This is a genomic window from Sphingomonas sp. SP5 (assembly GCF_058313455.1).
The window spans coordinates 51,323-77,399 of the sequence record NZ_JBZFLF010000002.1 but is presented as its reverse complement, the minus strand read 5'-3'; the positions used below and the strand labels follow the sequence as shown (position 1 = coordinate 77,399).

The 26,077-nt window shown below is 69.1% G+C and carries 23 protein-coding genes; 7 read left to right on the top strand and 16 right to left on the bottom strand.

What is annotated here, in order from left to right:
• Window positions 1-11: 11 nt before the first annotated feature.
• Both AC4GY7_RS04120 and AC4GY7_RS04115 read right to left on the bottom strand, forming a co-directional pair.
• On the bottom strand, window positions 12-887 hold the full coding sequence (locus AC4GY7_RS04120; RefSeq protein ID WP_491112138.1) for an aldose 1-epimerase family protein: 876 nt from the start codon (window positions 885-887) through the stop codon (window positions 12-14).
• A gap of 67 nt (window positions 888-954) precedes the next feature.
• Window positions 955-1,566 carry a L,D-transpeptidase family protein gene (locus AC4GY7_RS04115; RefSeq protein ID WP_491112137.1) on the bottom strand — a complete coding sequence of 204 codons (612 nt, stop codon included), beginning with the start codon at window positions 1,564-1,566 and terminating at the stop codon, window positions 955-957.
• 211 nt (window positions 1,567-1,777) lie between these two features.
• On the opposite strand from AC4GY7_RS04115, the gene AC4GY7_RS04110 reads away from it, so the two are divergent.
• Entirely contained in the window at window positions 1,778-2,488 is a 711-nt protein-coding gene (locus AC4GY7_RS04110) for a murein L,D-transpeptidase catalytic domain family protein (RefSeq protein WP_491112136.1), read from the top strand.
• 534 nt (window positions 2,489-3,022) lie between these two features.
• Here the strand turns inward: AC4GY7_RS04110 and pheT are convergent.
• The 5 genes from pheT to rpmI form a co-directional block, all read right to left on the bottom strand.
• Window positions 3,023-5,413 (bottom strand): phenylalanine--tRNA ligase subunit beta, encoded by a 2,391-nt coding sequence (gene pheT, locus AC4GY7_RS04105; RefSeq protein ID WP_491112135.1) that lies wholly within the window; start codon window positions 5,411-5,413, stop codon window positions 3,023-3,025.
• 146 nt (window positions 5,414-5,559) lie between these two features.
• A complete protein-coding gene (gene pheS / locus AC4GY7_RS04100) occupies window positions 5,560-6,678 on the bottom strand; it encodes a phenylalanine--tRNA ligase subunit alpha (RefSeq protein WP_443585330.1) in 1,119 nt (372 codons plus the stop codon).
• A gap of 14 nt (window positions 6,679-6,692) precedes the next feature.
• Window positions 6,693-7,010, bottom strand: coding sequence for a GIY-YIG nuclease family protein (locus AC4GY7_RS04095; protein ID WP_491112795.1), 318 nt, complete (start codon window positions 7,008-7,010; stop codon window positions 6,693-6,695).
• A 243-nt stretch (window positions 7,011-7,253) separates the two neighbouring features.
• Window positions 7,254-7,619: a 50S ribosomal protein L20 gene (rplT, locus tag AC4GY7_RS04090; protein WP_491112134.1), complete on the bottom strand. Its 366-nt coding sequence runs from the start codon at window positions 7,617-7,619 to the stop codon at window positions 7,254-7,256.
• A gap of 12 nt (window positions 7,620-7,631) precedes the next feature.
• On the bottom strand, window positions 7,632-7,835 hold the full coding sequence (rpmI, locus tag AC4GY7_RS04085; protein ID WP_017977259.1) for a 50S ribosomal protein L35: 204 nt from the start codon (window positions 7,833-7,835) through the stop codon (window positions 7,632-7,634).
• A 174-nt stretch (window positions 7,836-8,009) separates the two neighbouring features.
• On the opposite strand from rpmI, the gene AC4GY7_RS04080 reads away from it, so the two are divergent.
• The 3 genes from AC4GY7_RS04080 (at window position 8,010) to AC4GY7_RS04070 (ending at window position 12,212) form a co-directional block, all read left to right on the top strand.
• Window positions 8,010-10,118 (top strand): AsmA family protein, encoded by a 2,109-nt coding sequence (locus AC4GY7_RS04080; RefSeq protein ID WP_491112133.1) that lies wholly within the window; start codon window positions 8,010-8,012, stop codon window positions 10,116-10,118.
• 344 nt (window positions 10,119-10,462) lie between these two features.
• Entirely contained in the window at window positions 10,463-11,392 is a 930-nt protein-coding gene (locus AC4GY7_RS04075; RefSeq protein WP_491112132.1) for an ABC transporter ATP-binding protein, read from the top strand.
• A gap of 58 nt (window positions 11,393-11,450) precedes the next feature.
• A complete protein-coding gene (locus tag AC4GY7_RS04070) occupies window positions 11,451-12,212 on the top strand; it encodes an ABC transporter permease (protein WP_443585325.1) in 762 nt (253 codons plus the stop codon).
• On the opposite strand, the gene AC4GY7_RS04065 is transcribed toward AC4GY7_RS04070, so the two are convergent.
• From AC4GY7_RS04065 to AC4GY7_RS04045, 5 genes are all read right to left on the bottom strand, one after another.
• Entirely contained in the window at window positions 12,184-12,906 is a 723-nt protein-coding gene (locus AC4GY7_RS04065) for a CPBP family intramembrane glutamic endopeptidase (protein ID WP_491112131.1), read from the bottom strand. The genes AC4GY7_RS04070 and AC4GY7_RS04065 overlap by 29 nt on opposite strands.
• Window positions 12,907-13,118: 212 nt before the next feature.
• Entirely contained in the window at window positions 13,119-14,081 is a 963-nt protein-coding gene (gene glpX, locus AC4GY7_RS04060; RefSeq protein ID WP_491112130.1) for a class II fructose-bisphosphatase, read from the bottom strand.
• Between the two features lie 317 nt (window positions 14,082-14,398).
• Window positions 14,399-15,841, bottom strand: a complete 1,443-nt coding sequence (locus AC4GY7_RS04055; protein WP_491112129.1) for a carbohydrate porin — start codon at window positions 15,839-15,841, stop codon at window positions 14,399-14,401.
• Window positions 15,842-16,004: 163 nt separating this feature from the next.
• Window positions 16,005-16,820 (bottom strand): 2,3,4,5-tetrahydropyridine-2,6-dicarboxylate N-succinyltransferase, encoded by an 816-nt coding sequence (gene dapD, locus AC4GY7_RS04050; RefSeq protein WP_491112128.1) that lies wholly within the window; start codon window positions 16,818-16,820, stop codon window positions 16,005-16,007.
• On the bottom strand, window positions 16,817-17,482 hold the full coding sequence (locus tag AC4GY7_RS04045) for a pyrimidine 5'-nucleotidase (RefSeq protein WP_491112127.1): 666 nt from the start codon (window positions 17,480-17,482) through the stop codon (window positions 16,817-16,819). Before AC4GY7_RS04045 ends, dapD begins: the two co-directional genes overlap by 4 nt.
• 126 nt (window positions 17,483-17,608) lie before the next feature.
• On the opposite strand from AC4GY7_RS04045, the gene AC4GY7_RS04040 reads away from it, so the two are divergent.
• Together AC4GY7_RS04040 and AC4GY7_RS04035 are read left to right on the top strand one after the other, a co-directional pair.
• A complete protein-coding gene (locus AC4GY7_RS04040) occupies window positions 17,609-19,942 on the top strand; it encodes a S8 family peptidase (protein WP_491112126.1) in 2,334 nt (777 codons plus the stop codon).
• Between the two features lie 50 nt (window positions 19,943-19,992).
• Complete coding sequence (locus AC4GY7_RS04035) at window positions 19,993-20,991, top strand: LLM class flavin-dependent oxidoreductase (RefSeq protein WP_443585318.1); 999 nt, start codon at window positions 19,993-19,995, stop codon at window positions 20,989-20,991.
• On the opposite strand, the gene AC4GY7_RS04030 is transcribed toward AC4GY7_RS04035, so the two are convergent.
• The 4 genes from AC4GY7_RS04030 to AC4GY7_RS04015 form a co-directional block, all read right to left on the bottom strand.
• Window positions 20,951-21,631, bottom strand: coding sequence for an HPP family protein (locus tag AC4GY7_RS04030; protein ID WP_491112125.1), 681 nt, complete (start codon window positions 21,629-21,631; stop codon window positions 20,951-20,953). The genes AC4GY7_RS04035 and AC4GY7_RS04030 overlap by 41 nt on opposite strands.
• A 60-nt stretch (window positions 21,632-21,691) precedes the next feature.
• Window positions 21,692-23,074 (bottom strand): sensor histidine kinase, encoded by a 1,383-nt coding sequence (locus tag AC4GY7_RS04025; protein ID WP_443585316.1) that lies wholly within the window; start codon window positions 23,072-23,074, stop codon window positions 21,692-21,694.
• A 117-nt stretch (window positions 23,075-23,191) separates the two neighbouring features.
• Window positions 23,192-23,857, bottom strand: a complete 666-nt coding sequence (locus AC4GY7_RS04020) for a response regulator transcription factor (protein WP_230628729.1) — start codon at window positions 23,855-23,857, stop codon at window positions 23,192-23,194.
• A gap of 12 nt (window positions 23,858-23,869) precedes the next feature.
• On the bottom strand, window positions 23,870-24,184 hold the full coding sequence (locus AC4GY7_RS04015) for a hypothetical protein (RefSeq protein ID WP_491112124.1): 315 nt from the start codon (window positions 24,182-24,184) through the stop codon (window positions 23,870-23,872).
• Between the two features lie 111 nt (window positions 24,185-24,295).
• Between AC4GY7_RS04015 and AC4GY7_RS04010 the strand changes: the two genes are divergently transcribed.
• Window positions 24,296-26,077, top strand: a complete 1,782-nt coding sequence (locus AC4GY7_RS04010; protein WP_491112123.1) for an ABC-F family ATP-binding cassette domain-containing protein — start codon at window positions 24,296-24,298, stop codon at window positions 26,075-26,077.

Here is a 26,077-nt window from a genome sequence, read left to right as displayed (position 1 = left end):
GGCATAGAGGCTCAAGCCTCCAGCGTCACTTGCAGCGCGATGCGCTTTTCACCGCCGGCCGGCACCTCGAAGATGCCGGGCTTGTCGCGGAACGCGCCGGTATAGCCCTCCGGATCGGCGATGCCGTGCCAGGGCTCGATACAGATGAAGGCCGCGCCCGGCTTGGTCCACACGCCGAGCTTGGGCGTATCGGGAAAGGTGATGCGCAGTTGCGGCCCGGTGGCCGCGCCATAGGTGACGCCCTGCGACCGGACGTGATCCCACACCAGCGCGTCCGCGGTGAACAGGTCGTCGCGCAACGCGAGTTCGCGCCCCTGCAACGGCGAGGGCCGTTCCGCCGCCGCGATCGTGCCGTCGGCGGCGATGGTGCGCAGCGCATCGGGCTCTTCGGCGTCGAACAGGATGCGGTGCGCGGTGCGATCCTCGCCATAGGGCAGCGGCCAGGCGAAGGCGGGATGGAAGCCGAAGCTCGCCGGCAACGATACGTCCGCAGGATTCTCGATCCGCGCCTCGACCCGCAGCGTCGCGTCCTCCAGCGTATAGGTGAGCGACAGCCGGAAGGCGAAGGGATAGGAGGCCCGCGTCTCCTCGCTGTCGGTGAGGACGAAGGTGACGCTGTCGTCCGCCACGGCGGCGACGTCGAAGCGGCTGTGGCGGGCGAAACCATGCTTCTTCATCGGGTAGCGTTCGCCATCCACCCGGATCGTCTCGCCATAGGTCATGCCGATCACCGGAAAGAGGATCGGCGCATGCCCGGTCCAGAAGGCGGGATCGGCATCGGTCATCAGCTCGCGGCCATCGGCATCGCGCAGATGCGTCAGCTCCGCGCCGAACGGGTTGATCGCCGCCGAAAGGCCGGCGGAGCGGATGGTTACGAGATCGGTCATGACGGCCCTTGTGCTGTGCCGAAGGAAGTACCGCAAGCGGCATGCGGATGAGTGCGCTACGCCCGCATCACCGCGACGCCGTCTCCAGCGCCTGCGCGTTGGCATCGGCGGTTTCGACCTGCATCGCCTGCGCGTCATAGGGCGTCGGCGGCACCCAGCCCTCGGCTGCCGACGCATCGGTGACCAGCACCGGCGTGCCCTTGCTCGTCACGCCGAACAGCTTCCTGGCGAACTCGGTCGGCACGCGGATGCAGCCGTGCGAGGCGGGAAAACCGGGGTTCATGCCCGCATGGATCGCGACGCCGTCCCAGGTCAGCCGCTGCATGAACGGCATGGGCGCGCTGTCGTAAAGGTTGCTTTTGTGCTTTTCGGATTTCTGCAGGATGGTGAACGTGCCGAGCGGCGTGTCCTTGCCGTCCTTGCCCGTCGACACGGTGGAGGCGGCGATCAGCGTCGGACCGCGGTAGACATAGGCCTTTTGATCCGGGATCGAGATGACGATGCTGACCGGTTCCAGCGAGGCATCGTCCTTCCACAGATAGCGGTTGGGCGCGAGCGTCGTGACCTCGGGTGCCAGCGCATCGGTGGCGGCCAGCGCGGGCGCCGGCGCGATGGCGAGACCCGCGGCACCGGCGATGAGGAAAGCCAGGTTCAGTGCCCGATTGAACCGTCGCGTCATGTCGTCATCGTCCTTCTCGTCCGTCCGTCCCCTTCACCTGCGTTAACGCGCGACTCCGCGGTTCGTGCCCTCGCGGCAGAGCGACCGGCCGGGCGCGAGTCGCGGCCAACCGTGCAACCGGAACGCCAGTCGGCGGGCGTCCTTAAGGAAATTTATGTCCGAAGCTGCTATATGGTGTGCAGCGGGAAACTTCGGGGCTGATGAAATTTCGATGCAAATTGAGCACGATAGCGTACGTGACCGGCGCGCATTGCTGAAGAATGGCCTGGTGCTGGCGGCAACGCTGGCGGTGCCGGGCGCGGTGTCGGCGGCCACCCGCCGGCTGACCCAGCAGGATCTGCGGCCGATCGCCGAGCCACCGCTGCCTGCTCCCCGCCCGATGGTCGCCGCGCGGCCGATCACCTCGCCGCGGGTCGTCCGCCCCGACCTGATGCGCCAGGCGCTCGCCGCGTTGCAGGGCCATGGCAGCCGCGTCGCCCAGCGCGACCGGATCGCGATCGCCGACATGGCGGCGCCGTCCTCCGAAGCGCGCTTCCACCTCATCGACCTGGTGTCGGGCAAGAGCCGCTCGTTCCTGGTCGCGCACGGCAGCGGATCGGACCCCGCGCACACCGGATTCCTGAAGCGCTTCTCCAACGAGCCCAATTCCAACGCATCGTCGGAAGGCTCGTTCGTCACCGCGGATTATTACGTCGGCAAGCACGGCCGCTCGCAGCGGCTGGTCGGCCTCGACCCGACCAACGACAATGCGCTGGCGCGGGCGATCGTGGTCCATTCGGCGTGGTACGCGAACCGCGACATGCTGCGCAGCCACGGCATGCTCGGCCGCAGCCAGGGCTGCTTCGCGGTCGGCGAAGGCGACCTGTCGGACGTCTTCGCGCTGCTCGGGCCGGGCCGGATGATCTATTCGGCGAAGGTGTAACTACGGCCTTTCCCCCTTCCCTCTGACGCGAAGGAGGACTTGCCCGCTCCTTCTCCGCCAGGGGGAGGTGGCGCCGCGTAGCGGTGACGGAGGGGGAGGTAAGCTGCGAACGGCGTGCTTGCGGAAGCGCCCCCTCCACCACGGCCTTCGGCCGCGGTCCCCCTCCCCCGCTGCGCGAGGGAGGACTGCCTCGTTCCTCCCCCGCCAGGGGGAGGTGGCGCCGCGTAGCGGTGACGGAGGGGGAGGTCAGCTTCGAACGGCGCGCTTGCGGAAACGCCCCCTCCACCACGGCCTTCGGCCGCGGTCCCCCTCCCCCGCTGCGCGAGGGAGGACTGCCTCGCTCCTCCCCCGCCAGGGGGAGGTGGCGCCGCGTAGCGGTGACGGAGGGGGAGGTAAGCTGCGAACGGCGTGCTTGCGGAGACGCCCCTTCCACCACGGCCTTCGGCCGCGGTCCCCCTCCCCCGCTGCGCGAGGGAGGACTAGCGCGTTCCCATCCCCCGCTCACGCGAGGGAGGATTTTCAGCGCGGACGACGTCAGCCCCGCAGCACCGCGCCTTGCTTGGCCGCCGCGGCGACCACCTTGTCGGCGATCGCCTTCAGCATCTCGTCGGTGAAGCTCTTGTCGGCGGGTTGCAGCGTCACCTCGACGGCGACCGACTTGTGGCCGTCCTCCACGCCCGCGCCGGTGAACACGTCGAACACGCGGGCGCCGACGATCGCCGCCTTGTCGGCGCTGCGCACCGCGCGGACCAGCGCGTCGGCGCCGAGCGTGACGGGCACCAGGAAGGCGAAGTCGCGCCGCACCGATTGCAGCGCCGGCGGCGCGAAGGCGGCGCGCATGAAGCCGCCGCCGGCCTTCGATCCCCGTTTGGCCGGCAGCGCATCCAGATACACCTCCACCGCCGCCACGGCGCCATCCAGGTCGAACGCCTTGAGCAAGGTCGGATGCAGCATGCCGAAGCGTGCGAGGATCGTCTTCGGCCCCAGCCGCAACGTGCCGCTCTGGCCGGGGTGCCAGGCGTCTCCGGCCTCGCCCATCACCTGCAGATTGTCGACCGGCGCGCCCGCCGCGGCGAGCAGCGCCAGCGCCTCCGCCTTGGCATCATAGGCGTCGAAGCCCGCCGCCTTGCCCTCGCGCCAGCCGCGGTCGCGGCGGTTGCCGGCGAGGACGAGGCCGAGCGTCGGATGCTCGCCATCGGCGAGGTAGCGGCGGCCGATCTCGAACAGCCGCACCGCGGTGACGCCGCGCTTCAGATTGCGCGCGGTCGCCGCGAGCAGGCCGGCGAGCAGCGACGGGCGCATGACCTTCAGGTCTTCGCTGATCGGATTGGCGAGGCTCCAGGCGCCGCCGCCGAAGGGCGCGGCCTGCGCCTCGGAGACGAAGCTCCACGTCACCGCTTCGTCGAGCCCGCGGGCGGCGGCGGCGCGACGGACGCGGCGTTCCAGCATCTGGTCCGGCGTCGCGGTCGGGCGGGCGACGCCGGGCGCGCGCGGCAGGGGCACCGGCGCGACCTTGTCGATCCCCTCGATACGGATCACTTCCTCGACGAGGTCGGCGGCGCCGTCCACGTCGCGGCGCCACGTCGGCACGGTGACCGTCCAGTCATCGGCGACGCCGAAGCCCAGCGATTCGAGGATGGCGCGCTGGCGGTCAGCCGGCACGGCGAGCCCGCCCAGCGTCTCCGCCTTGGCGGGATCGTAGGCATAGCAGCGTGGCGCCAGCGGCGGCTCGCCGGCGCGGGTGACGCCGCTGGCGGTGCCGCCGCAATAATGCTGGACGAGGAAGGTCGCGATGGCGAGCCCGTCGTCAAGGAAGGCGGGATCGACGCCGCGCTCGAATCGCTGGCGCGCGTCGCTGGTCAGGCTGAGCGCCTGGCCGGTGCGGGCGATCGCGTCCGGATCGAAATAGGCGCATTCGATGACCACGTCGGTCGTCCCGGCGGTGACGCCCGAATGTTCGCCGCCCATGATGCCGCCGATGTCGTGGACGCGGGCATCGTCGGCGATGACGGTCATGCCGTCGCGCAGCGTGTAGGTCCTGCCGTTCAGCGCCGCGATCGTCTCCCCCTCGCGCGCGCCGCGGGCGACGAGCGCGCCGGACAGCGTGGCGCGGTCGTAGACGTGCAGCGGTCGGCCGAGATCGACGGTCATGTAATTGGTGATGTCGACCAGGGTCGAGATCGGCTTCTGCCCGATCGCGGTCAGCCGCTGCCGCATCCAGTCCGGCGCCTCGCCGTTGGTGAGGCCGGATACCGCCTGCGCGTAGAAGGCGGGGCAGCCCGCCGCATCCTCGATCCGCACGTCGGGGCCGGCGCCCTCGCCCGCCACCTCGGGCACCGTCAGCGGCACGAGCGTGCCGAGGCCGGCCGCGGCGAGATCGCGCGCGATGCCGCGCACGCCCATGCAATCCTGGCGATTGGGGGTGATGCTGACGTCGATCACCGCATCGTCGAGCCCGGCATAGTCCGGGAAAGGCGTGCCGACCGGCGCATCGGCGGGCAGTTCGATGATCCCGTCGTGATCCTCGCCCAGCTCCAGCTCGCGCGTCGAGCACATCATGCCGTTCGATTCGGCGCCGCGGATGCTCGCCACCTTCAGCGTCACGTCGAGCCCCGGCACATAGGCGCCCGGCGGCCCGAACACGCCGACGAGGCCGGCGCGCGCATTGGGCGCGCCGCAGACGACCTGCAACGGGCCCCCATTTCCGATACCGGCGCCCGCATCGACGCTCAGTACCTGCAGCTTGTCCGCCTGCGGGTGACGCTCCGCGGTCAGCACGCGGGCGACGCGGAAGGCGCGCAGGGCGTCGCCGGGATTGTGCACGCCCTCCACCTCCAGCCCGATGCGGGTCAGCGCATCGAGGATCGCATCGAGGCCGGCATCGGTGTCGAGATGCTCGCGGAGCCAGGAGAGGGTGAATTTCATGCGCTCATTCCACTGTCATCGTCATCCCGGCGAAGGCCGGGACCCATGGACACGGGCCGCTATCGGGCGGGCGGTACGTGTCCTCATCACCTGCACCCCTATCCGTGGATCCCGGCGTGCGCCGGGATGACGGATGGAGGCACGGGTCAGCCCATCGCCCCGACGCCGCCCGACAGCGTCGGCACGTCCAGCGCGGAGAAGCCGTAATGCTTCAACCAGCGGATATCGCCGTCGAAGAAGGCGCGCAGATCGTCCATGCCGTATTTCAGCATGGCGAGCCGGTCGATGCCGCAGCCGAAGGCGAAGCCCTGCCATTCCTCGGGATCGAGGCCGCAGGCGGCGATCACCTTGGGATGGACCATGCCGGACCCCAGCACCTCCATCCAGCCACCGCCTGACCCGCCGATCACGCGCTTGCCCTTCTCGATCGTATAGCCGACGTCGACCTCCGCCGACGGCTCGGTGAACGGGAAATAGCTCGGGCGCAGGCGCAGCACGATGTCGTCGCGCTCGAAGAACGCCTTCAGGAACGTCTCCAGCGTCCATTTGAGGTGGCCGAGCGTGATCCCCTTGTCGATCACCAGCCCCTCGACCTGATGGAACATCGGCGTGTGGGTGGCGTCGCTGTCCGATCGATAGGTGCGGCCCGGGGCGATGATGCGGATCGGCGGCTTCGCCTCCAGCATCGTGCGGATCTGCACCGGCGAGGTATGGGTGCGCAGCAAGGAGAAGGTGGCGCGCTCGTCCGCCTCGCCCGCCGCCTTCGCATCGATGCCCTGCTGGAGGTAAAAGGTGTCGTGCATCGCGCGCGCCGGATGCGTCGCCGGGATATTGAGCGCGGTGAAATTGTGCCAGTCAGTCTCGATCTCCGGCCCGGTCGCGACGGCGAAGCCCAGGTCGGCGAAGATCTCGGCGAGTTCGTCCATCACCTGGGCGACCGGATGGACGGTGCCGGCGAGCGGCGCCTCGGCCGGCAGCGTCATGTCCAGCGTCTCACCGGCCAGACGCGCATCGAGCGCGGCGCGTTCGAGGTCGGCTTTGCGCGCCGCGATGCCCGCGGCGACCGCCTCGCGCAGCCCGTTGATCCGCGGTCCTTGCGCCTGGCGTTCGTCGGGCGTCATCTTGCCCAGCGTCTTGAGCAGCGCGGTGACGCTGCCCTGCTTGCCCAGCGCCTCGACCCGCACCGCTTCGAGTGCGTCGAGCCCGTCGGCGGATCGGATCGCGCCGAGCAGGCGGTCGCTGAGGGTGTCGAGGTCTTCGGTCACGTGTCGCTCTTCCGTTACGGCGCCAGGCCGAGGCCCGTCGCCAGATCATCCCAACCGGGGTTGGCGTCTTCGATCAGGCGCAGCTTCCAGTCGCGGTTCCACTTCTTGAGCTGCTTCTCCCGCCGGATCGCAGCCTCCATGGTATCCGCCACGTCATACCAGACCAGACGGTGGATGCCGTAGCGGGAGGTGAACCCCGGGATCAATCCTTCGCGATGCTGAATCAGACGGCCGATGAGGTTGGACGTGACGCCGACGTAGAGCGTTCCGTGCCGGCCGCTCGCAAGGATGTAGACGCACGGCTGCCGTTCCAATCGCGCTCCCCTCCACATCCCCACCCCGTCATCCCCGCGCAGGCGGGGATCCATAGTCGCCGGATGTGCGGTTCTATCATGAACGGCAGTGCTTATGGATCCCCGCCTGCGCGGGGATGACGGGGTGGTGGCAAGAAACGATGGTGCCCCGATACCTCGTCATCCAAGCCCGCGCGGGGATGAGGAAGGGACGGGCCGCGAACACGAAAAAGGGCGCCGGTGTCTCCACCGGCGCCCCCATTCCAGCACTCGCGCAGGCGCTTACGCGGCCTGGGGCAGTGCCGCCTTCGCCTGGACGACGATCGCGGAGAATGCCGCGGCCTCGTGCATCGCGATGTCGGCCAGGACCTTCCGGTCGAGGTCGACGCCGGCGAGCTTCAGGCCGTGCATGAACTGCGAATAGGTCAGGCCCTCGGCGCGGACGCCGGCGTTGATGCGCTGGATCCACAGGCCGCGGAAGGTCCGCTTCTTCACCTTGCGGTCGCGGTAGGCATACTGGCCGGCCTTTTCGACGGCCTGGCGGGCGATGCGGATCGTGTTCTTGCGACGGCCGTAATAGCCCTTCGCCTGAGACAGGATGTTCTTGTGCTTGGCGCGGGTGGTTACGCCCCGCTTGACGCGTGCCATGTCCTGATCTCCTTACTTGAGGCCGTACGGCGCCCAGGCCTTCACCGTCGCGGTGTCGGCCTTCGACAGCACCTTGGTGCCGCGGTTCTGGCGGATGTACTTGCTGTTGTGCGAAATCAGGCGGTGGCGCTTGCCGGCGACGCCGTGCTTCAACAGGCCGCTGGCAGTGAGCTTGAAGCGCTTCTTGACGCCGCTCTTGGTCTTGAGCTTGGGCATTTTGGTCCTTTCGCTTGAGCAGGGCAAAAACGGCCGCGGCAGCCCTTGATGGCCGGGCCGTCCATAAGCACCTCGCTCGGGAAGCGCGCCCCTTAGCGCCGTGCCGCGCGAAACGCAACCGGGCCAAACGCAACCGATGCGGAACCGGAACGAGCCGCACGCGCTTCACCCGTGATGGAGACGCCGACCACCGCCGCCGCCCCGCCCCCACGCCGCCGCAGTGCGTGGCGGATCGCGCGCAACGTCGCGCTGGCGCTGCTCGGCCTGATCGTGGCGATCTGGCTGGTGCTCTACATCACCAAGGGCCGCTTCCTCAAACATCCCTTCGAGCGATTCGTCGGCGGCCAGACGCATCGCGCGGTGCGCGTCGACGGCGACTTCCAGCTCTATTTCGCGCCGCTCCGCATCAAGTTCCTCGCCGAGCGCATGAGCATCGCCAATCCCGACTGGGCGACGCGGCCCTACCTCTTCCAGGCGGAGCGGATCGACACGCGGATCGCGCCGCTGTCGCTGCTGTGGGGCAAGCGCCGCCTCTACTGGCTCGATCTCGCGAACGGCGCGGTCGACCTGGAATGGAACGCCGCCCACACCGCCAACACCTGGACGTTCAGCGACAAGAAGGGCGGCAAGCCGCTCGACTTCCCGCGCATCGACACCGCCACCGTGCGCGGCACCACCGTCCGCTATCGCGATCCACGCATGCAGCTGCTCGCCGACCTCAAGGTCGACGACATCCGCTCGACCGACGCGCGGATCGGCAAGGCGGTGGGCGTCACCGGCGACGGCACGATCCGCGGCACGCCGTTCCGCGTCGCCGCGCGGCTGCTCGCCCCCGACGCCACCGTCAACCGCGGCCGGAACGAACTGGTGCTGCGCGCCTGGGCGGCGCACAACGTCGTCGACGTATCGGGCACGCTGCCCTCGATCGCCGGCATCGAGGGCGTGCCGCTGCAGACCCGCGCGCGCGGGCGCAACCTGTCCGAACTGCTCGCCATCATCGGCGTCGTCATTCCCAATACGCGCGACTACCGGCTGAAGGCGCAGCTGGTGCAGCAGGGGCAGGTCTATCGCTTCACGCGGATGAGCGGCACGGTCGGCGAGAGCGACGTGGCGGGCACGCTGACGATCACCAACGGCGATCGGCTGCACCTCGATTCGCAGCTCGTGACGAAGACGCTCGATATCGTCGATGCCGCCCCCTTCATCGGCTACAATCCCGATATCGTCGCCGCCAGGGGCGCGGTCGCCGCCGCCGCCGCGACCGGCGCCGCGCCGCAGCGCATCCTGCCCGACGCCGCCTTGCCGATCGCGACGATGCAGCGCTTCGACGCCGACCTCACATGGCGGATCGGCCGGGTGCGCTCGCGCAACCTGCCGATCAGCGATATCCACCTGACACTGGACCTCGATCGCGGGCGGCTGGCGCTGTCGCCGCTCACCTTTGCGATGGCGCGCGGCAATGTCGCGTCCGACGTGATCTTCGACACGCGCCGGCGGCCGGCGGCGGACAGCTACGATATCCGCCTGTCGCCGACGCCGATGGGGCGGCTGCTGGCCGGCTATGGCGTCGCGGAGGCGGGGACGACCGGCACGATCAAGGGCCGGATCAAGCTGGAAGGGCGCGGCGATTCGATCCACGATTCGCTCAGCACCGCGCACGGCCGCATCGCCTTCGTCATGCCGCAGGGGCAATTGTGGACGCGCAACGTCCAGCTCGCCGAACTCGACATCGGCACCTTCGTGCAGAAGATGTTCGAGGACAAGTTGAAGAAGCCGGTGGAGATCAACTGCGGCCTGATCGGCTTCACCGTGCGCAACGGCATCGCCGCGGCGGACCCGATCCTGATCGACACGACCAAGAACGTCATCCTCGGCCGTGGCGGCTTCAGCTTCAAGACCGAGGCGATCGACCTCGCCTTCCGTGCCGACGGCAAGAAATTCAGCCTGTTCTCCGGCCAGTCGCCGGTCGGCATCCAGGGCTATTTCGCGGCGCCTAAGCTCGACGTCATCAGCGACCAGCTGCTCGGCCGTGCCGGCGTCGGGCTGGGCCTCGCGGTGGTGGCGACGCCGGTGGCGGGCGTGCTCGCCTTCGTCGATGTCGGCGATGCCAAGTCGGCGGCGTGCGGCCCGGTGCTGGCCGGCGCCACCGCCGCGGCACAGCGCACCACCAAGGGCAAACCGCGCGACGACGTCGGCCGGGGGACGACCGCCAAGCAAGAGAACGGCAAGGCGGATGCCGGCGAGAAGAAGGAACAGCGCAAGAAGTTCCTGGGGATATTCTAGCTCCCGCCTCATCCCAGCCCCTCCGTCAACACATCCCTTCGTCATCCCGGCGAACGCCGGGACCCATGGAGGCGCTCGGCAGCTGACAGCACCGAATCAGCAACCGCTCGGGTCCATGGATCCCGGCGTTCGCCGGGATGACGGGGAGCGATCCCAACAACCCCTTCGTCATCCCCGCGCAGGCGGGGATCCATAATCACGACGGCGAATGATGAAGCCGAAGCGGCAGCCAGTATGGATCCCCGCCTTCGCGGGGATGACGGAGGGGAGAGGAGCCGCTTCCCCTTCACCCCTTTAACCCCCGCCCCCCTCACCCTATCTTCGCGGGCAATCAGGGGGACCCAATGCCGGAACCGATCCTCGCCGTGGCCGGCGTGTCCAAGACCTATAAGGGCGGCTTCACCGCGCTGCACGGCGTCGACCTCACCATCGACAAGGGCGAGATCTTCGCGCTGCTCGGCCCCAATGGCGCCGGCAAGACGACGCTCATCAGCATCATCTGCGGCATCGTCACGCCCTCCACCGGCACGATTCGGGTCGCCGGCCACGACGCGCTTGCCGACTACAAGGCGGCGCGGCGGCGGATCGGGCTGGTGCCGCAGGAATTATCCGTCGACATGTTCGAAACGGTGCTCGCCACCGTCACCTTCTCGCGCCGGCTGTTCGGGCGATCGGGGCACAGCGCCTATATCGAGCAGGTGCTGCGCGACCTGTCGCTGTGGGACAAGCGCGACGCCAAGATCATGGAACTGTCGGGCGGCATGAAGCGCCGCGTGCTGATCGCCAAGGCGCTCAGCCACGAGCCCGAGATCCTGTTCCTCGACGAACCGACCGCGGGTGTCGACGTCGCGCTGCGCCGCGACATGTGGAAGCTGGTGCATGGCCTGCGCGAACGCGGCACCACCATCATCCTGACGACGCATTATATCGAGGAGGCCGAGGAGATGGCCGACCGCGTCGGCGTCATCGACAAGGGCCGGCTGCTGCTGGTCGAGGAGAAGACCGCGCTGATGAAGAAGCTCGGCAAGCGCGAACTCGACCTTTCGCTGGTCGAGCCGCTGGACGCGGTGCCGGACGGGTTCGAACGCTGGCACCTCAGCTTGCAGAACGAGGGCCGGACGCTGCGCTACGTCTTCGACGCAACCGAAGAGCATACCGGCATCCCGTCGCTCTTACGCGAACTCGCCGCGCGCGACATCGCGTTCAAGGACCTCGAAACGTCCAAGTCCAGCCTCGAGGATATCTTCGTCGACCTTGTGGGGGAGCGGGCATGAGCGCCGACGGCACCTGCGTGGGTGTGACTTTTGTGACTTTTCGCCAGGGGGCACCCGCATGAACCTGCACGGGGTATGGGCGATCTATCGCTTTGAAATGGCTCGTGCTTTGCGCACGCTCTGGCAGAGCCTCGTGGCGCCGGTGCTGACCACCAGCCTCTATTTCATCGTCTTCGGCGGCGCGATCGGCAGCCGCATGCAGACGGTGGACGGCGTCGGCTATGGCAGCTTCATCGTGCCCGGACTCATCATGCTGTCGCTGCTGACCCAGAGCGTCGGCAATGCCTCGATCGGCATCTATTTTCCCAAGTTCACCGGCACGATCTTCGAACTGCTGTCGGCGCCCGTTTCGGCGATGGAGATGGTGCTCGGCTATGTCGGTGCGGCGGCCACCAAATCGGTGGTGCTGGGCGTCATCATCCTCGCGACCTCCGCCTTCTTCGTGCCGATCCGTGTGGAGCATCCGGGCGCGATGATCGCCTTTCTGCTGCTCACCGCCGTGGCGTTCAGCCTGTTCGGCTTCATCCTCGGCATCTGGGCCAAGAGTTTCGAACAATTGAACTTCGTTCCGATGCTGCTCATCACGCCGCTGACCTTCCTGGGTGGCAGCTTCTATTCGATCGACATGCTGCCCCAGCCGTGGCGGACGGTCAGCCTGTTCAATCCGGTCGTCTACCTCGTCAGCGGCTTCCGCTGGAGCTTCTTCGGCAAGGGCGATGTCGACATCGCGATCAGCCTGGGCGTGACATTGGGCTTCCTCGCTGTGTGCCTCGGCATCATCGCCTGGATCTTCAAGAGCGGCTGGCGGCTGAAGTCCTGACGCGGGCGGCGAGCGCCGGCCGCAATACCAGCGCGTTGAGGTCGACCAGCGCATGCACCGCCATCGGCAGCCATAGCGCGCCGCTGCCCATGTAGAGCGCGCTCAGCAGACCGCCACCGACGAAGGTCGCCAGCATGCCCAGCCAGCCCTGATAGCGGTGCATCGCGGCGAAGGCGGCGGTGCCGACCAGCACGCCGGCCAGCCCGGATTGGCAAGCGAGCGCGACCAGCAGTGGCAGGTAGAGCCGGTAGAACAGCTCCTCCGCCACTCCCGCCGACAGCGCCAGCGCGGCGGCGGGCCACAGGTCGGCATCGCTCGTCGGCATGATGCTGCGCGCATCGCCCGCGGTCCACGGCGCCTTGCCCCGCCGCGCCCGCCACCAGGTGAGGAGAAGGCCGAGCAGGCTGCCCGCGCCAAGGCCGATCGCGACCAGCTCGATCCCGATCGCCCCCGGCGGCACGCCGAGCGCCCAGGCGAGCGGCAGGAACTCGGCCGGCAGCCGACCGATGCCGCCGAGCCGTTGCAGCACCAGCAATCCGAGCAGCGCCGGCACGCCATAGCCGAGCCACAGGGCGCTCGCCCAGCGCAGGTGGCGTGCGCGGAAGCCGATCCGCAGACGCGCGAACATCCGCCCTCGGCGCAGCAGCGCGATCTGGTAGCCGAGCGTCAGGACGAGGAGGATGGCGACGAGCATGGCTAAACATCCCCAGTCACCCCGGACGTGTTCCGGGGTCCACTGATCCGCAAGCACACGGATCGAACATCGCATCGATGCGCCTGCCGCCCGGTGGACCCCGGACCAAGTCCGGGGAGACGAACCGAATGAGGCGAGCGATGCGGCTTTCGCAGAGGTTTCGCCTCCGCGGGGATGACGGAGTATGGAAGGAAGCCGGCCAGCCCACCCCCTCACGCCGTGCGGTGTTCGCCCTTCACCCAGCGCACCGTGCCGGTCGAGGCGCGCATCACCACGCTTTCGGTGGTCATCTTGCCCTTGCGGCGCTTGACCCCTTCCAGCAGCGAGCCGTCGGTGACGCCGGTCGCCGCGAAGATGCAGTCGCCCTTGGCCAGTTCCTCCAGGTCGTATTGCTTGTCGAGGTCGGCGATGCCCCATTTGCGGGCGCGGGCGCGCTCGTCGTCGTTGCGGAACAGCAGCCGGCCCTTGAACTGGCCGCCGACGCAGCGCAGCGCGGCGCAGGCGAGTACGCCCTCCGGCGCGCCGCCCGAGCCCATGTAGACGTCGATCGTCGTATCGGGATCGGCGGTGGCGATCACGCCCGCGACGTCGCCGTCGCCGATCAGCATCACGCCGACGCCCAATGAGCGCAGCTCGGCGATCAGCGCCTCGTGCCGCGGCCGATCGAGGACGCAGGCGATGATCTCGTTCGCCTTCACGCCCTTCGCTGCGGCGATGGCGTGGATGTTCTCGGTCGGCGACCGGTCGAGGTCGATCACGCCGGCGGGCAGACCCGGGCCGACCGCGATCTTGTCCATATAGACGTCGGGCGCGTTGAGCAGCCCGCCCGCCTCCGCGATGGCGAGGACGGCGAGGCTGTTCGGCCCCGCCTTGGCGCAGATCGTCGTGCCCTCGAGCGGATCGAGCGCGATGTCGATCGCCGGCCCCGAGCCGCTGCCGACCTTTTCGCCGATGAACAGCATCGGCGCCTCGTCCCGCTCGCCCTCGCCGATCACCACGGTGCCGTCGATGTCGAGGCCGTTCAGTGCCTCCCGCATCGCCTCCACGGCGGCGGCGTCGGCGGCCTTTTCATCGCCGCGGCCGGTGAGCGTCGAGGCGGCGATCGCCGCCGCCTCGGTGACGCGCACCATCTCGAGGACGAGGACGCGGTCGAGGATCGTGCTGGCGTCGGACATGCGAGGCACCTTTGTTAAACGTGTATAACAGCGGTGTAGAGGGACGCGCGGAGTCGCACAACGGGCTTTGTTGGGTGCTCACTCGCAAGGGAAGCCGAACCGCATAGTTTCGCCTGCGGGAATGTCCGTGCACCAGCGGTCACGCAGACGGGCCGTCTGACCCGTTCGTAGCGAAAAGACACGAAATGAGACCGTCATTGCGAGCGCAGCGAAGCAATCCAGAGCCGGACCAGGACGCCCTGGATTGCTTCGCTGCGCTCGCAATGACGACCCTGCTGAGCCTCATGATGTCTCCATTACCATGAGGTACCCAAGGCCTACAGCGTGATCGCCGCCTTCATGCCCAGCACGCCGACATCGTTCGCCTCGCGGATGCCACCGGGGTGGTGGATGTACTGAAGGTTCGGGCGCAGTTCGAGCCAGTCGGCGGGGTGGATGCTGTAATAGACCTCCGCGGCATATTCGGCATGGCGCACCGGCGTGCCGGGAACCAGCCGGTCGGCGGTGGCGGCGCGGCCGTTGACGTTGGTGCGGGCGACGCCGACGCCGAGCACGTCGCCGGGCACCGCCGGCACCAGCCCCTTGTAGAACAGGCCGAGCGACACCTGGTTGTCGGTGACCGAGGTGGCGCGGTCGGCCTGCGTGACGTTGGCGAACATCGACAGGCCGGTCAGCGCCTTGCCGTCCTTGGACGTGCCGGTCAGCTGCTGCTGCATCGTCGCGTAGACGCCATAGCGGCTGCTGTGTTCGAGCGGCGCCAGCCCGGTGACCACGCTCGGCCGGCGGTTGAGGTCGAGCAGCACGTCGTCGCCGTCGGCGGTGCCGATCCAGCCGCCGACCTTGTACGATCCGACGTTGCCGCCCCCTTGCCCGCTGGCGCCTTCGCCGCCGCGCGTCCAGCCGATCTCCACCGGGATCAGCACCCCGGTCGCGCCCTTGAAGTGCGCGACGAAGAAGTCTGCGTCGAGGTTGCGCGGGTTGATCTCGTAGACGCCGCCCTGGATGTAGAGGTCCTGCGGCAGCGCGACGCGGACGCGTGCACCCCACTGCCCGACCGGCCAGTTCTGCCAGTAATCGCCGACGAGGTTGCCGGGCTGCGCACCGCAGAAGCTGAGGTTCATGAAGTGGCAGGAGAAGACGGCGAAATCCTCGCCGGGGTTGGTGCGCCCCAGCTTGATCTCGACATCGGGGCCGATGCGCTGTTCGTACCACAATTGGGTGACGCGCACCGTCTGGCCGCGGCCATAGACCTCCTGCACCTGTTGCAGCGCATCGATGCCGGCGTCCGCGGTGAGGTTGCGCCCGCGCCGCCACGTCACCGTCGCCTGAAAGGCGCCGCCGGTCAGGCCGACGAGCTTGTCGAGGTCGAGCAGCACGCCGGCGTCGAACTGCCCCGTCTCGCGGAACAGCTGCCGGTCGCCACCGGCGAAGTTGTAGCCGCTTTCCGAGGCGTAGCGCGCGGTGACGCCGATGCCGCGCTCGCCCAGCCGGCTGCGGATGTCCTGCCAGTCGCCGATCAGGCCGGGCGGCGGCGCGCTCTGGGTATCGCCGATCAGCGCCGAGGGCGAGGTGTCGCGCGCCCGCGGGATCGGCGTGCGCGGGCGACGCTGCGTGTCGCCCTGCGAGGAGTCGGGTGCCGCCTCCGCCGCGTCGGGCGCAGGCGGGGAGGCTCCGACATCCACCTGCTGGGCCTGGGCGGTGGCGCTCGCTGCAGCGGCAAGAAAGGCGGCAGCCACGGCGCGGCGGAAGGAAGCTGTCATGGATCCCCGGTCGTTGTCGTTTCGGCGACAACCGATGCGCCGCCGCTTCGTTCGCCGCCGGCGGCGGATTCCGCGGGGCTGTGGCCAATCCGCCACGGTGGTGCCATTCTACGTCATCCCGGCGTTCGCCGGGATGACGGCCTGATGGGAAGGCTGCCCCCGATCAATCCCGCAGCAGGTCGTTGATGCTGGTCTTGCTGCGCGTCTGCGCATCGACGCGCTTGACGATCACCGCGCAATAGAGGCCGGGCCTGCCGTCGCTGCCGCCGGTCGAACCGGGGACGACCACGGCATAGGGCGGCACCTCGCCCTTGAAGACCTCGCCGGTCTGGCGGTCGATGATCTTGGTCGACGCGCCGAGATAGACGCCCATCGACAGCACCGCGCCCTCGCCGACGCGCACGCCCTCGGCGACCTCCGACCGCGCGCCGATGAAGGCGCCGTCGCCGATGATGACCGGATCGGCCTGCAGCGGTTCCAGCACACCGCCGATGCCGGCGCCGCCCGACAGATGGACGTTCCTGCCGATCTGCGCGCAGCTGCCGACGGTCGCCCAGGTGTCGACCATCGTGCCTTCGCCGACATGGGCGCCGATGTTGACGAAGCTCGGCATCAGGATCGCGCCCGGCGCGACATAGGCGCCGCGGCGCACGACGCTGCCCGGCACCGCGCGGAAGCCGGCGGCGCGGAACTCGGCTTCGCCCCAGCCGGCGAACTTGGTCGGCACCTTGTCGAACCAGGGGGCATCGCCCATCACCTGGTTGTCGTTGAGGCGGAAGCTCAAGAGCACCGCCTTCTTGAGCCACTGGTTAACCCGCCAGCCGCCGTTGCCATCCGGCTCGGCGACGCGCGCGCGGCCCGCGTCGAGGTCGGCCAGCGCCGCCTCGACCGCATCACGCACCGCGCCCGTGGTGCCGAAGCCCAGGGTGGCGCGATCCTCCCACGCCCGGTCGATGACGGTGCTGAGATCCTGGCTCATGATGCCTCCATGATGTGCTGCAGCCACGGCGCGAGGTCGTGGACGGTGAAATCGATATGGTCGCGCGCCACCTCCGGCCCCTGTTCGGAGCCGTTGTCGACCCAGACCGTGGTCATGCCGATCGCCTTGGCGGGCGCGAGGTTGCGCGCCATGTCCTCGAAGAAGATCGCGCGACTCGGCACGATGCCGAACGCCGCGCACAGGCCGGCATAGGCCGAGGCGTGCGGTTTTGGGACAAGGTCCATCGCGTGGATGTCGTGCACCGCCTCGAAATGGTCGCCCAGCCCCAGCCGGTCGAGCACGCGCAGCGCATAGGGTTTGTCGCCGTTGGTGAAGACCAGCTTGCGCCCCGGCAGCTGCGCGATCGCGGCGGCGAGCGGCGCGTCCGCCTCCAGCACGTCCATCTCGACATCGTGGACGTCGGCGAGGAATTCGTGCGGATCGACGCCGTGATCGGCCATCAACCCGGTCAGCGTCGTGCCGTGGCGGTGGAAATAGTCTTTTTGCAAGGCACGTGCGGCATCCCGGGCGAGGCCCAGCCGGCGCGCGACATAGGCGGTCATCCGCTCGTCGATGCGCGCAAACAGATTAGCACGCGCGGGATAGAGCGTATTGTCGAGATCGAAGATCCAGGTGTCGATCGTGGCGAGCGAGGGGAGCATGTGCGGCGCGTCTAGGCGGCCGCGGCAGCGCGCACAAGCGAGCGGAACCGATCGGAAAGGATAATGGCATCGCAGCGCCGCATGGCGTATCGCGGGCGACGATACGCGTGGGGGGATCAGGGGACGATGCGGGCGACCAGGGGGCTGCTGCGAAGCACGGCGGGCGTGGCGCCGCTGCTGCTGGCCGCCTGCGGCGGCGGTGGCGGCGGTGGTGTGAACAGCACGCCGACGCCGCCCGTCGCCACCATCCCCACGCCGACACCGACGCCGGTCCCGGCGCCGACCCCGAGCCCCACACCCGAAGCGACGCCGACGCCGACGCCCGGCCCCGGCACCAATTACGACACCAGCGAATATCGCGCGACCGTCGGCGCGGTGTCGATGAACGCGCTCAGCGCCTACAACAAGGGTGCGACGGGCAAGGGCATCAACCTCGCCATCATCGACAGCGGCATCGACCTGCAAAGCCCGGAATTTACCGGCCGCATCTCGGCCGCTTCGCAGGACGTGGCAGGCAACGCCAGCATCGACGACGAAGGCGGGCATGGCACCGCCGTCGCCTTCACCGCGGCGGGACGGCGCAACGATACCGGCACGCAGGGCGTCGCCTTCGACGCGACGCTGGTCGTGCTGCGCGCCGACCGGGCCGGAACCTGCGCGACGGAGGGGAAGACCGGCGACGACATGGGCTGCAAGTTCGGCACCGATGCGATCGCGCGCGGCGTCGATGCGGCGCGTGTCGCCGGCGCGCGCGTCATCAACATGTCGCTGGGCGGAGCGACCATGCCGCAGAACCTGATCGATGCGATCGGCCGCGCCACCGCGCAGGGGATCGTCATCGTCATCGCCGCCGGCAACGACGGCACGGACAATCCCGACCCCTTCACCTCGGTCGCCGGCAATGCGGCGGCGCGCAACCTCGTCATCATCGCCGGATCGGTCGGTACGGGCGACGTGCTCTCCACGTTCAGCGATAAGGCCGGCACCGGGGCCGCGCATTACCTGACCGCGGTAGGAGAGCGGGTGCGCGCGCCCGACCAGAACAATACCGCCTACCTTTGGTCAGGCACGTCGTTCGCCGCGCCGCAGATCTCGGGTGCGGTGGCGCTGCTGGCGCAGGCCTTTCCCAACCTGACCGGCGCGCAGATCGTCGACCTGCTCTTCCGCACCGCGCGCGATGCCGGCGCGGCGGGCGTCGACAGCGTGTACGGCAATGGCGTGCTGGACCTCACCCGCGCGTTCCAGCCCGTCGGCATGACGACCGTGGCGGGATCGAACCTCGGCGTGTCGCTCGCCAGCAACGCGACCCTGTCCGCGCCGATGGGGGATGCGACGGTCGGACAGCTGGGCGCGGTGATCCTCGACAGCTATCATCGCGCCTTCGCCATCGACCTTGCCCGCACGATCAACCGTGCGGGGCCGCAGCGCAGCCTTGCCGGCATGCTCCAGACGCGGCAGCGCAACCTGGCGGTCGCCGCCGGCGATACCACCGTGTCGATGACGCTGGCGCCGCGTGGCAACGGCGATGTCGCGCTCCAGCGCAGCATGATGAGCGACGCACAGGCGAATGACGCGCGCGCCATCGCCGGCGCGGTGATGCAGCGGCTGGGGGCCAAGACCAGCTTCGGCTTCGCCTTCTCGCAGGGCACCGGCACGCTGGGCGCGCAGATGGTCGGGCAGGCGCAGCCCGCCTTCCTCGTCGCGGGCCAGGGCGCGCTGGGCTTCGACAGCGTCGCGCGATCTGCGGGCGCGCTGCGGCAGGAGGTCGGCGGCGTCGGACTGACCGCCACCGTCGAGAGCGGCGACGTGCTGGCACGGCGCGATGCGATGCTCGCCGGCCTGCCCGGCTACCGCCGCTCGCCATACCAGCGGGTCAGCGTTTCCGCCGACCGGCGCTGGGGTGGCCTCGCGACGACGCTGAGCCTCAGCTCCCTCGCCGAGCGCGACAGCCTGCTCGGCGCGCGGTTCGACGGCGGCCTGGGCGCGGCGCGCGCGGCGAGCTGGTTCGTCGACGTGGACGCACGCTGGAGCATCAGCGACGGCTGGTCGCTCGGCGGATCGTGGCGGCGCGGCTGGACGCGCGCGACCCTGCGCGGCGGCATGGATGGTGACGGCTCCCTCGCCACGACGGCGTTCGCCGCCGATGTCGGCAAGGACGGCATCTTCGGCCGCGACAGCCTGGGCCTGCGGATCGCGCAGCCGCTGCGGGTGGCGCGCGGCGGCGTCGATTACCGGCTGCCGACGAACTGGGATTATGCGACGCTGACGGTGAGCGACTGGACGACGCAGCGACTGAACCTCAGCCCGCAGGGGCGCGAATTGCAGGTCGAGGCGCGCTATCGGCTGCTGGTCGGCGGGGGCGACATCCAGACGAACCTGTTCTGGCGGCGCGACCCCGGCAATTTCGCCAGCCTGCCGGCGGATGTGGGCGGCGCGCTGCGATACAGCTGGGGTTTCTGATCGCGCCACCGCCAATTGCAGCGCGGCGCCCCCGCCCCCATCTTTCCGGCATGACACGCTTTTCCCTGCTCGATCTCGTTCCCGTCGTCGAAGGCGGCAGCGTGGCGCAGAGCCTCGCCAACGCCGCCGACCTTGCCGCCCATGCCGAGACGCTCGGCTTCCAGCGCTATTGGGTGGCGGAGCATCATGGCATGCGCGGCATCGCCAGCGCCGCGACCGCGGTGGTGATCGCGCATGTCGCCGCCGCGACGCGCCACATCCGCGTCGGTGCGGGCGGGATCATGCTGCCCAACCATGCGCCGCTGGTGATCGCCGAACAGTTCGGCACGCTGGACGCGCTGTTCCCGGGCCGGATCGACCTGGGGCTTGGCCGTGCGCCGGGATCGGACCAGCGCGTCGCACGCGCGATGCGGCGGACGCTGGAGAGCGATCCCAATGCCTTCCCGCAGGACGTGATGGAATTGCAGAGCTATTTCGCGGATGACGGGCGTACCGGCATCGCGGCGACGCCCGGTGCCGGCGCCAACGTGCCGCTGTGGATCCTGGGATCGAGCACATTCGGCGCGCAGCTGGCGGCGGCGCTCGGCCTGCCTTACGCCTTCGCGTCCCATTTCGCGCCGGACGCGCTCGACAGCGCGCTTGCGATCTACCGGCGCGACTTCCGCCCCTCCGCGCAGCTCGATCGGCCCTATGCGATGGCGGGGTTCAACGTCTTCGCCGCCGACACCGACGAGGAAGCGGAGCTGCTGGCGAGTTCGCAGCAGCAGTCGTTCGTCGCGCTGCGCACCGGCAATCCGCGCCAGTTGCCGCCGCCGGTGGCGGGGTATCGCGCCGGGCTGGGGCCGCAGGGTGCGGCGATCCTCGACCATGTGCTGCAATGCTCCGCAGTCGGATCGCGCGACACGGTGGCGCGGGCGACCGCGGCGTTCATCGAGCGGACCGGCGTCGACGAGGTGATGGTGGCGAGCGCCATCTACGATCATGCCGCGCGCAAGCGCAGCCTGGCGATCACCGCGGAGGTGATGAGCGGCCTCGCCGTCGCCGCCTGACCCCGGCATGATGCGCGGCGCGGGCGAGCAGCGCGTCGAGGTCTTCGCGCGCGATGTCGAACGTCTCGTGCATATCGGCGAGCGCCGCGTCGATATCCTCAGGCGCGAAGGCGGACGACGGCGGCGCGGCAGCGGGATGGTGCGGATAGGCGTGGCCGGAGAGGCGGTGGAAGGCGACGCCGGCCAGCACGAGCAGCATCGAATCGAACGCCACGGGTGACAGCGGAAACCCCCAGCCGAGCGGCGCCGGCCCGGCTGCGGCGAGCACCACGCTGAGCGCCACCGCGCCGCCGGGGGGATGCAGGCAGCGCAGCAACGACATGACGAGGATTGCACCACCGACCGCCAGCCCCGCCGCGGTCGCCTCGTGCGGGACGGCATGCACGACCAGCAGCGCCCAGGCGCCGGACAGTGCATTGCCGCCGATCACCGCCCAGGGCTGCGCGAGCGGGCTCGCCGGCACCGCGAACACCAGCACCGCACTCGCCCCGATCGGCGCGACCAGCAGCGGTAGCGCACCCAGCCCGAGCGCATAAGCGGCGAACAGGCCGGCGAAGGCGATGCCGCACGCGGCTCCGGCGCCGGCCAGCAAGCGGTCGCCGAACGCACCGCCGGCGAGGATCGGACGAAAAACGTGCATGACGAGGGCGTTAGCGCGTGCGTTGCGATCTGCAATCCTCCCCGGCACGGGAAGGGCGCGTCAGTTCGCCGCTGGCAGCCGCAGCCGCACCAGCAGGCCGCCGAGGTCTTCGCTTTCTTCCAGGCTCACCGTGCCGCCGTAGATTTCCGCCACGTCGCGGACGATCGCGAGGCCGAGCCCGGTGCCGGGCTTGCCGGTGTCGAGGCGGACGCCGCGGTCGAAGATGCGGATCCGGTCTTCTTCCGGAATGCCCATGCCGTCGTCTTCGATCATCAGTTCGACGAAGCCGGCCTGTCCGGACACGGTGACGAACACGCTGCCGCCCCCGTATTTGGCGGCATTTTCGATGAGGTTGCCGAGCATCTCGTCGAGGTCCTGCCGCTCGACATGGACCTGAAGGTCCTTGGGCCCGGTGATGTCGATGCGGACGTGGCGGTAAAGGCGGGCGACCGCGCGCTCGACCGATTCGAGGCTGGGCCACACATCGGCGCGGCTGTGCGCCGACCCGCGGCGGCCGACGGCGCGGGCGCGGGCGAGATGGTGGTCGACCTGCCGCCGCATCGTCCGCGCCTCGCGGATCACCGTGTCGGCCAGGTCGTCGGCGTGCGCGGTGGCGGCGTTCATGATGACGGTGAGCGGCGTTTTGAGCGCGTGCGCGAGGTTGCCGGCATGCCGCCGCGCTTCCTCCGCCTGCCGCTCGTTGTGCTCGATCAGCGCGTTCAGTTCCTCGACCATCGGTGCCACCTCGATCGGCATCGCGGTGTCGACGCGATTGGACTGCCCCGCCCGCATCCGCGCGATCTCTTCGCGCACCCTGCGCAGCGGCCAGAGGCCGTACAGCGTCTGAAGCGCGGCCAGTACGACGAGGCCCAGGCCGAGCAGCACGAAGCTGCGCACCAGCGTTCGACGCAGGATCGTGATCTGCGAATCCAGTCCGCTGCGGCTCTGCGCCACCTGGAAACGCCAGTGAACCGCCGAACCGGGCAGCAGCGCATCCCGCTCGACGATACGCAGCTTTTCATCGGGAAACTGGGTGCTGTTGTAGAAATGGACGCTGCGATCGTCGTGGACGCTACCGAAGGCGAGGCGTCGATCCCATAGCGAGCGCGATGGGAAGGGGTCGCTGCCCTTCCCCGAAATTTGCCAGTAGAGTCCTGAATTGGGTTCGAGGAAGCGCTGATCGGCGGTAGCGTCCCGGCTGAGGATCACCTCGCCATCCGGCCCGATCTCCGCCGAGACAAGCAACGACCGCAGCACATACTCCAGCTGGTCGTCGAAGTTGCGCGTCACTGCCGCCACCAGCACGCGATCGAGCGCGAAGCCGCCGCCGAACAGCAGCAGCCCGATCCACGCGGCCGCGATCAGGATCATCCGCCGCGACAGCGAGCCCGTCGTCCGCGCACGGGCGCGCGGCGGGGCTTCGGCTAACGGCGGTGTGTCCATGCGGGCATTCGATCTTCTGCCAAACCGTTCGCCCTGAGCCTGTCGAAGGGATTGAAACTCACCTGCCCTTCGACAGGCTCAGGGCGAACGGGTGGGGGGTGGAGGCCGTATTGCCGATCAGGCGTCCGGATCTTCAAGGCTGTAGCCCAGGCCGCGGATGGTTGTGATGACGTCCTGCCCCAGCTTCTTGCGGATGCGCGTCACGAACACCTCGATGGTGTTCGAATCGCGATCGAAATCCTGGTCGTAGATATGCTCGATCAACTCGGTGCGGCTGACCACCTTGCCCTTGTGGTGGAGCAGGTAGCTCAAGAGCTTGTATTCCTGCGCGGTCAGCTTCACCGGTTCGCCGGCCCGGGTGACCTTGCCCGATCGGGTGTCGAGGCGGACGTCGCCGGCGGTGAGTTCGGACGAGGCATTGCCGCTGGCGCGGCGGATCAGCGCGCGCAGGCGGGCGATCAGTTCCTCGGTCTGGAACGGCTTGGCGACGTAATCGTCGGCACCGGCGTCGAGGCCGGCGACCTTGTCCGACCAGCTGTCGCGCGCGGTGAGCACGAGGACGGGCATCGTCTTGCCCTCCTTGCGCCAGCGGTCGAGCACGGTCAGGCCGTCGATCTCCGGCAGGCCGAGATCGAGGACGATCGCATCGTAATTTTCGGTCGAGCCGAGGAAATGCCCCTCTTCGCCATCGGTGGCGAGGTCGATGGCATAGCCTGCACCCTCCAGCGTATTCTTCAGCTGCTGGCCGAGATTGGGCTCGTCCTCGACGATCAGAACGCGCATGCTGTTCCCCTGTTATTTGCCGGTGCGGCCGATGATCTGGCCCGTGCGGCCGTCGACATCGACCCAGACGACCACCCCATTGCGCATGAACTTCAGCGTGTAAACCGAGGTGGAGAAATCGAGATCGAAGCCGAGATATTCATAGCCCTTCATCGTCGGCAGCACGCGCGCCTCGATCGCGCGGGGCGACAGCACCTCGCCCTTGCGACGCGCGTCATAGGCACGATCCTGATCGCTGCGCCGCTGGTCGGGCGCCTGCGCGGCCGCCGGACCGACAAGCGTGACGCCGAGCAGAAGGGGAAGCAGGAAGGGCAAAACCATCTTCATGAAAACTGGCATAGGCAGAACGCATTGAACACCCTGTGAATGGAGCGGTTGCATGCCATTCAGCCGAGGATCGCTTGCCCGCGGGCGCCCCGCCCCCTACCTGCGCCGGCCATGGCTGCCCCTATCCTCGCTTATGAAGACCTTGGCATCATCCAGGGCCACGGCTGGCTGTTCCGCCACCTCGACATCCATATCGGCGCGCGCGACCGGCTGGCGCTGATCGGCCGCAACGGCGCCGGCAAGACGACGCTGCTGAAGCTGATCGCCGGCACGATTGACAGCGACGAAGGCCGGCGCGTGATCGTGCCCGGCACACGCGTGGTGCTGCTGGAGCAGGAACCGAGCCTCACCGGCTGCACCACGCTGGCCGATTACGTGCTCGGCGGCACGGATGCGCCCGAGCGGCACGAGGCGGATGCGATCGCCGACCAGCTGGGCATCGACCTGTCGCGCGAGGCATCGTCGGCGAGCGGTGGCGAGCGGCGCCGTGCCGCGATCGTCCGGGCACTGGCGCAGGACCCCGACGTCCTGCTGCTCGACGAGCCGACCAACCATCTCGACATCGCGGCGATCGACTGGCTGGAGGATTGGCTCGGCCGGTTCCGGGGCGCGTTCGTCGTCATCAGCCACGACCGCACCTTCCTCACCCGCCTGACCCGGCAGACCTTGTGGATGGACCGTGGCTCGATCCGCCGCGCCGAGATCGGCTTCGGCGGGTTCGAGGCGTGGACCGAACAGGTGTATGCCGAGGAGGAGCGCAACGCGCAGCGCCTCGATGCCAAGCTCAAGATCGAGGAACATTGGCTGCAGCGCGGCGTCACCGGGCGGCGTCGGCGCAACCAGGGCCGGCTCGCCAAGCTGAAGGAGATGCGCGCGACGCGTGCGGCGATGATCGGGCCGCAGGGGTCGGCGAACCTCGTCACCGCCGCGGACGACAGCAAGACCAAGGTGGTGATCGACGTGAAGCACGCGTCGAAAAGCTACGGGGACCGCACGATCATCCGCGACCTGACCCTGCGCGTCACGCGCGGCGACCGGATCGGCATCGTGGGGCGCAACGGCGCGGGCAAGACGACGCTGCTCAAGCTGCTGACCGGCGAACTCGCCCCCGACAGCGGCGAGGTGAAGCTCGCCAAGACGCTGGACGGCGTCGTCATCGACCAGCAGCGCAGCCTGATGGCGCCGACCAAGACGGTGCGCGAGGTGCTGGCCGACGGCGGCGACTGGATCGACGTGCTGGGCGTCCGGAAGCACATCCACGGCTATCTGAAGGAATTCCTGTTCGACCCCAGCCTCGCCGAGGCGAAGGTCAACACGCTGTCGGGCGGCGAGCGGTCGCGCCTGTTGCTGGCGCGGGAGTTCGCGCGGGAATCCAACCTGCTGGTGCTGGACGAGCCGACCAACGACCTCGACCTCGAAACGCTCGACCTGTTGCAGGAGGTGATCGCCGATTACGCGGGCACGGTGCTGATCGTCAGCCACGATCGCGACTTCCTCGATCGCACGGTGACGGTGACCTTGGGGCTCGACGGATCGGGGACGGTGGACGTCGTCGCCGGCGGCTACGAGGATTGGGAACGGCAGCGGCAGGCACGGCCCGAGGCGAAGAAGGCGCCCGCGGCGGCGAAGGTGGCGCCCCCTCCCCCGCCGCAGGCGCGCACCAAGCTGTCCTACAAGGACCAGCGCGACTACGACCAGTTGCCCGCGCGCATCGAGACGCTGGACGCCGGCATCGCGCGCGACGAGGCGCTGCTCGGCGACCCGGCGCTCTACACGCGCGATCCCAAGCGCTTCGCCGCCCTGACCGCAGCGATCGAGGCGGCACGCGCCGAAAAGGACGCCGCGGAGATGCGCTGGCTGGAACTGGCCGAACAGGTCGAACAGCTCGCCTGA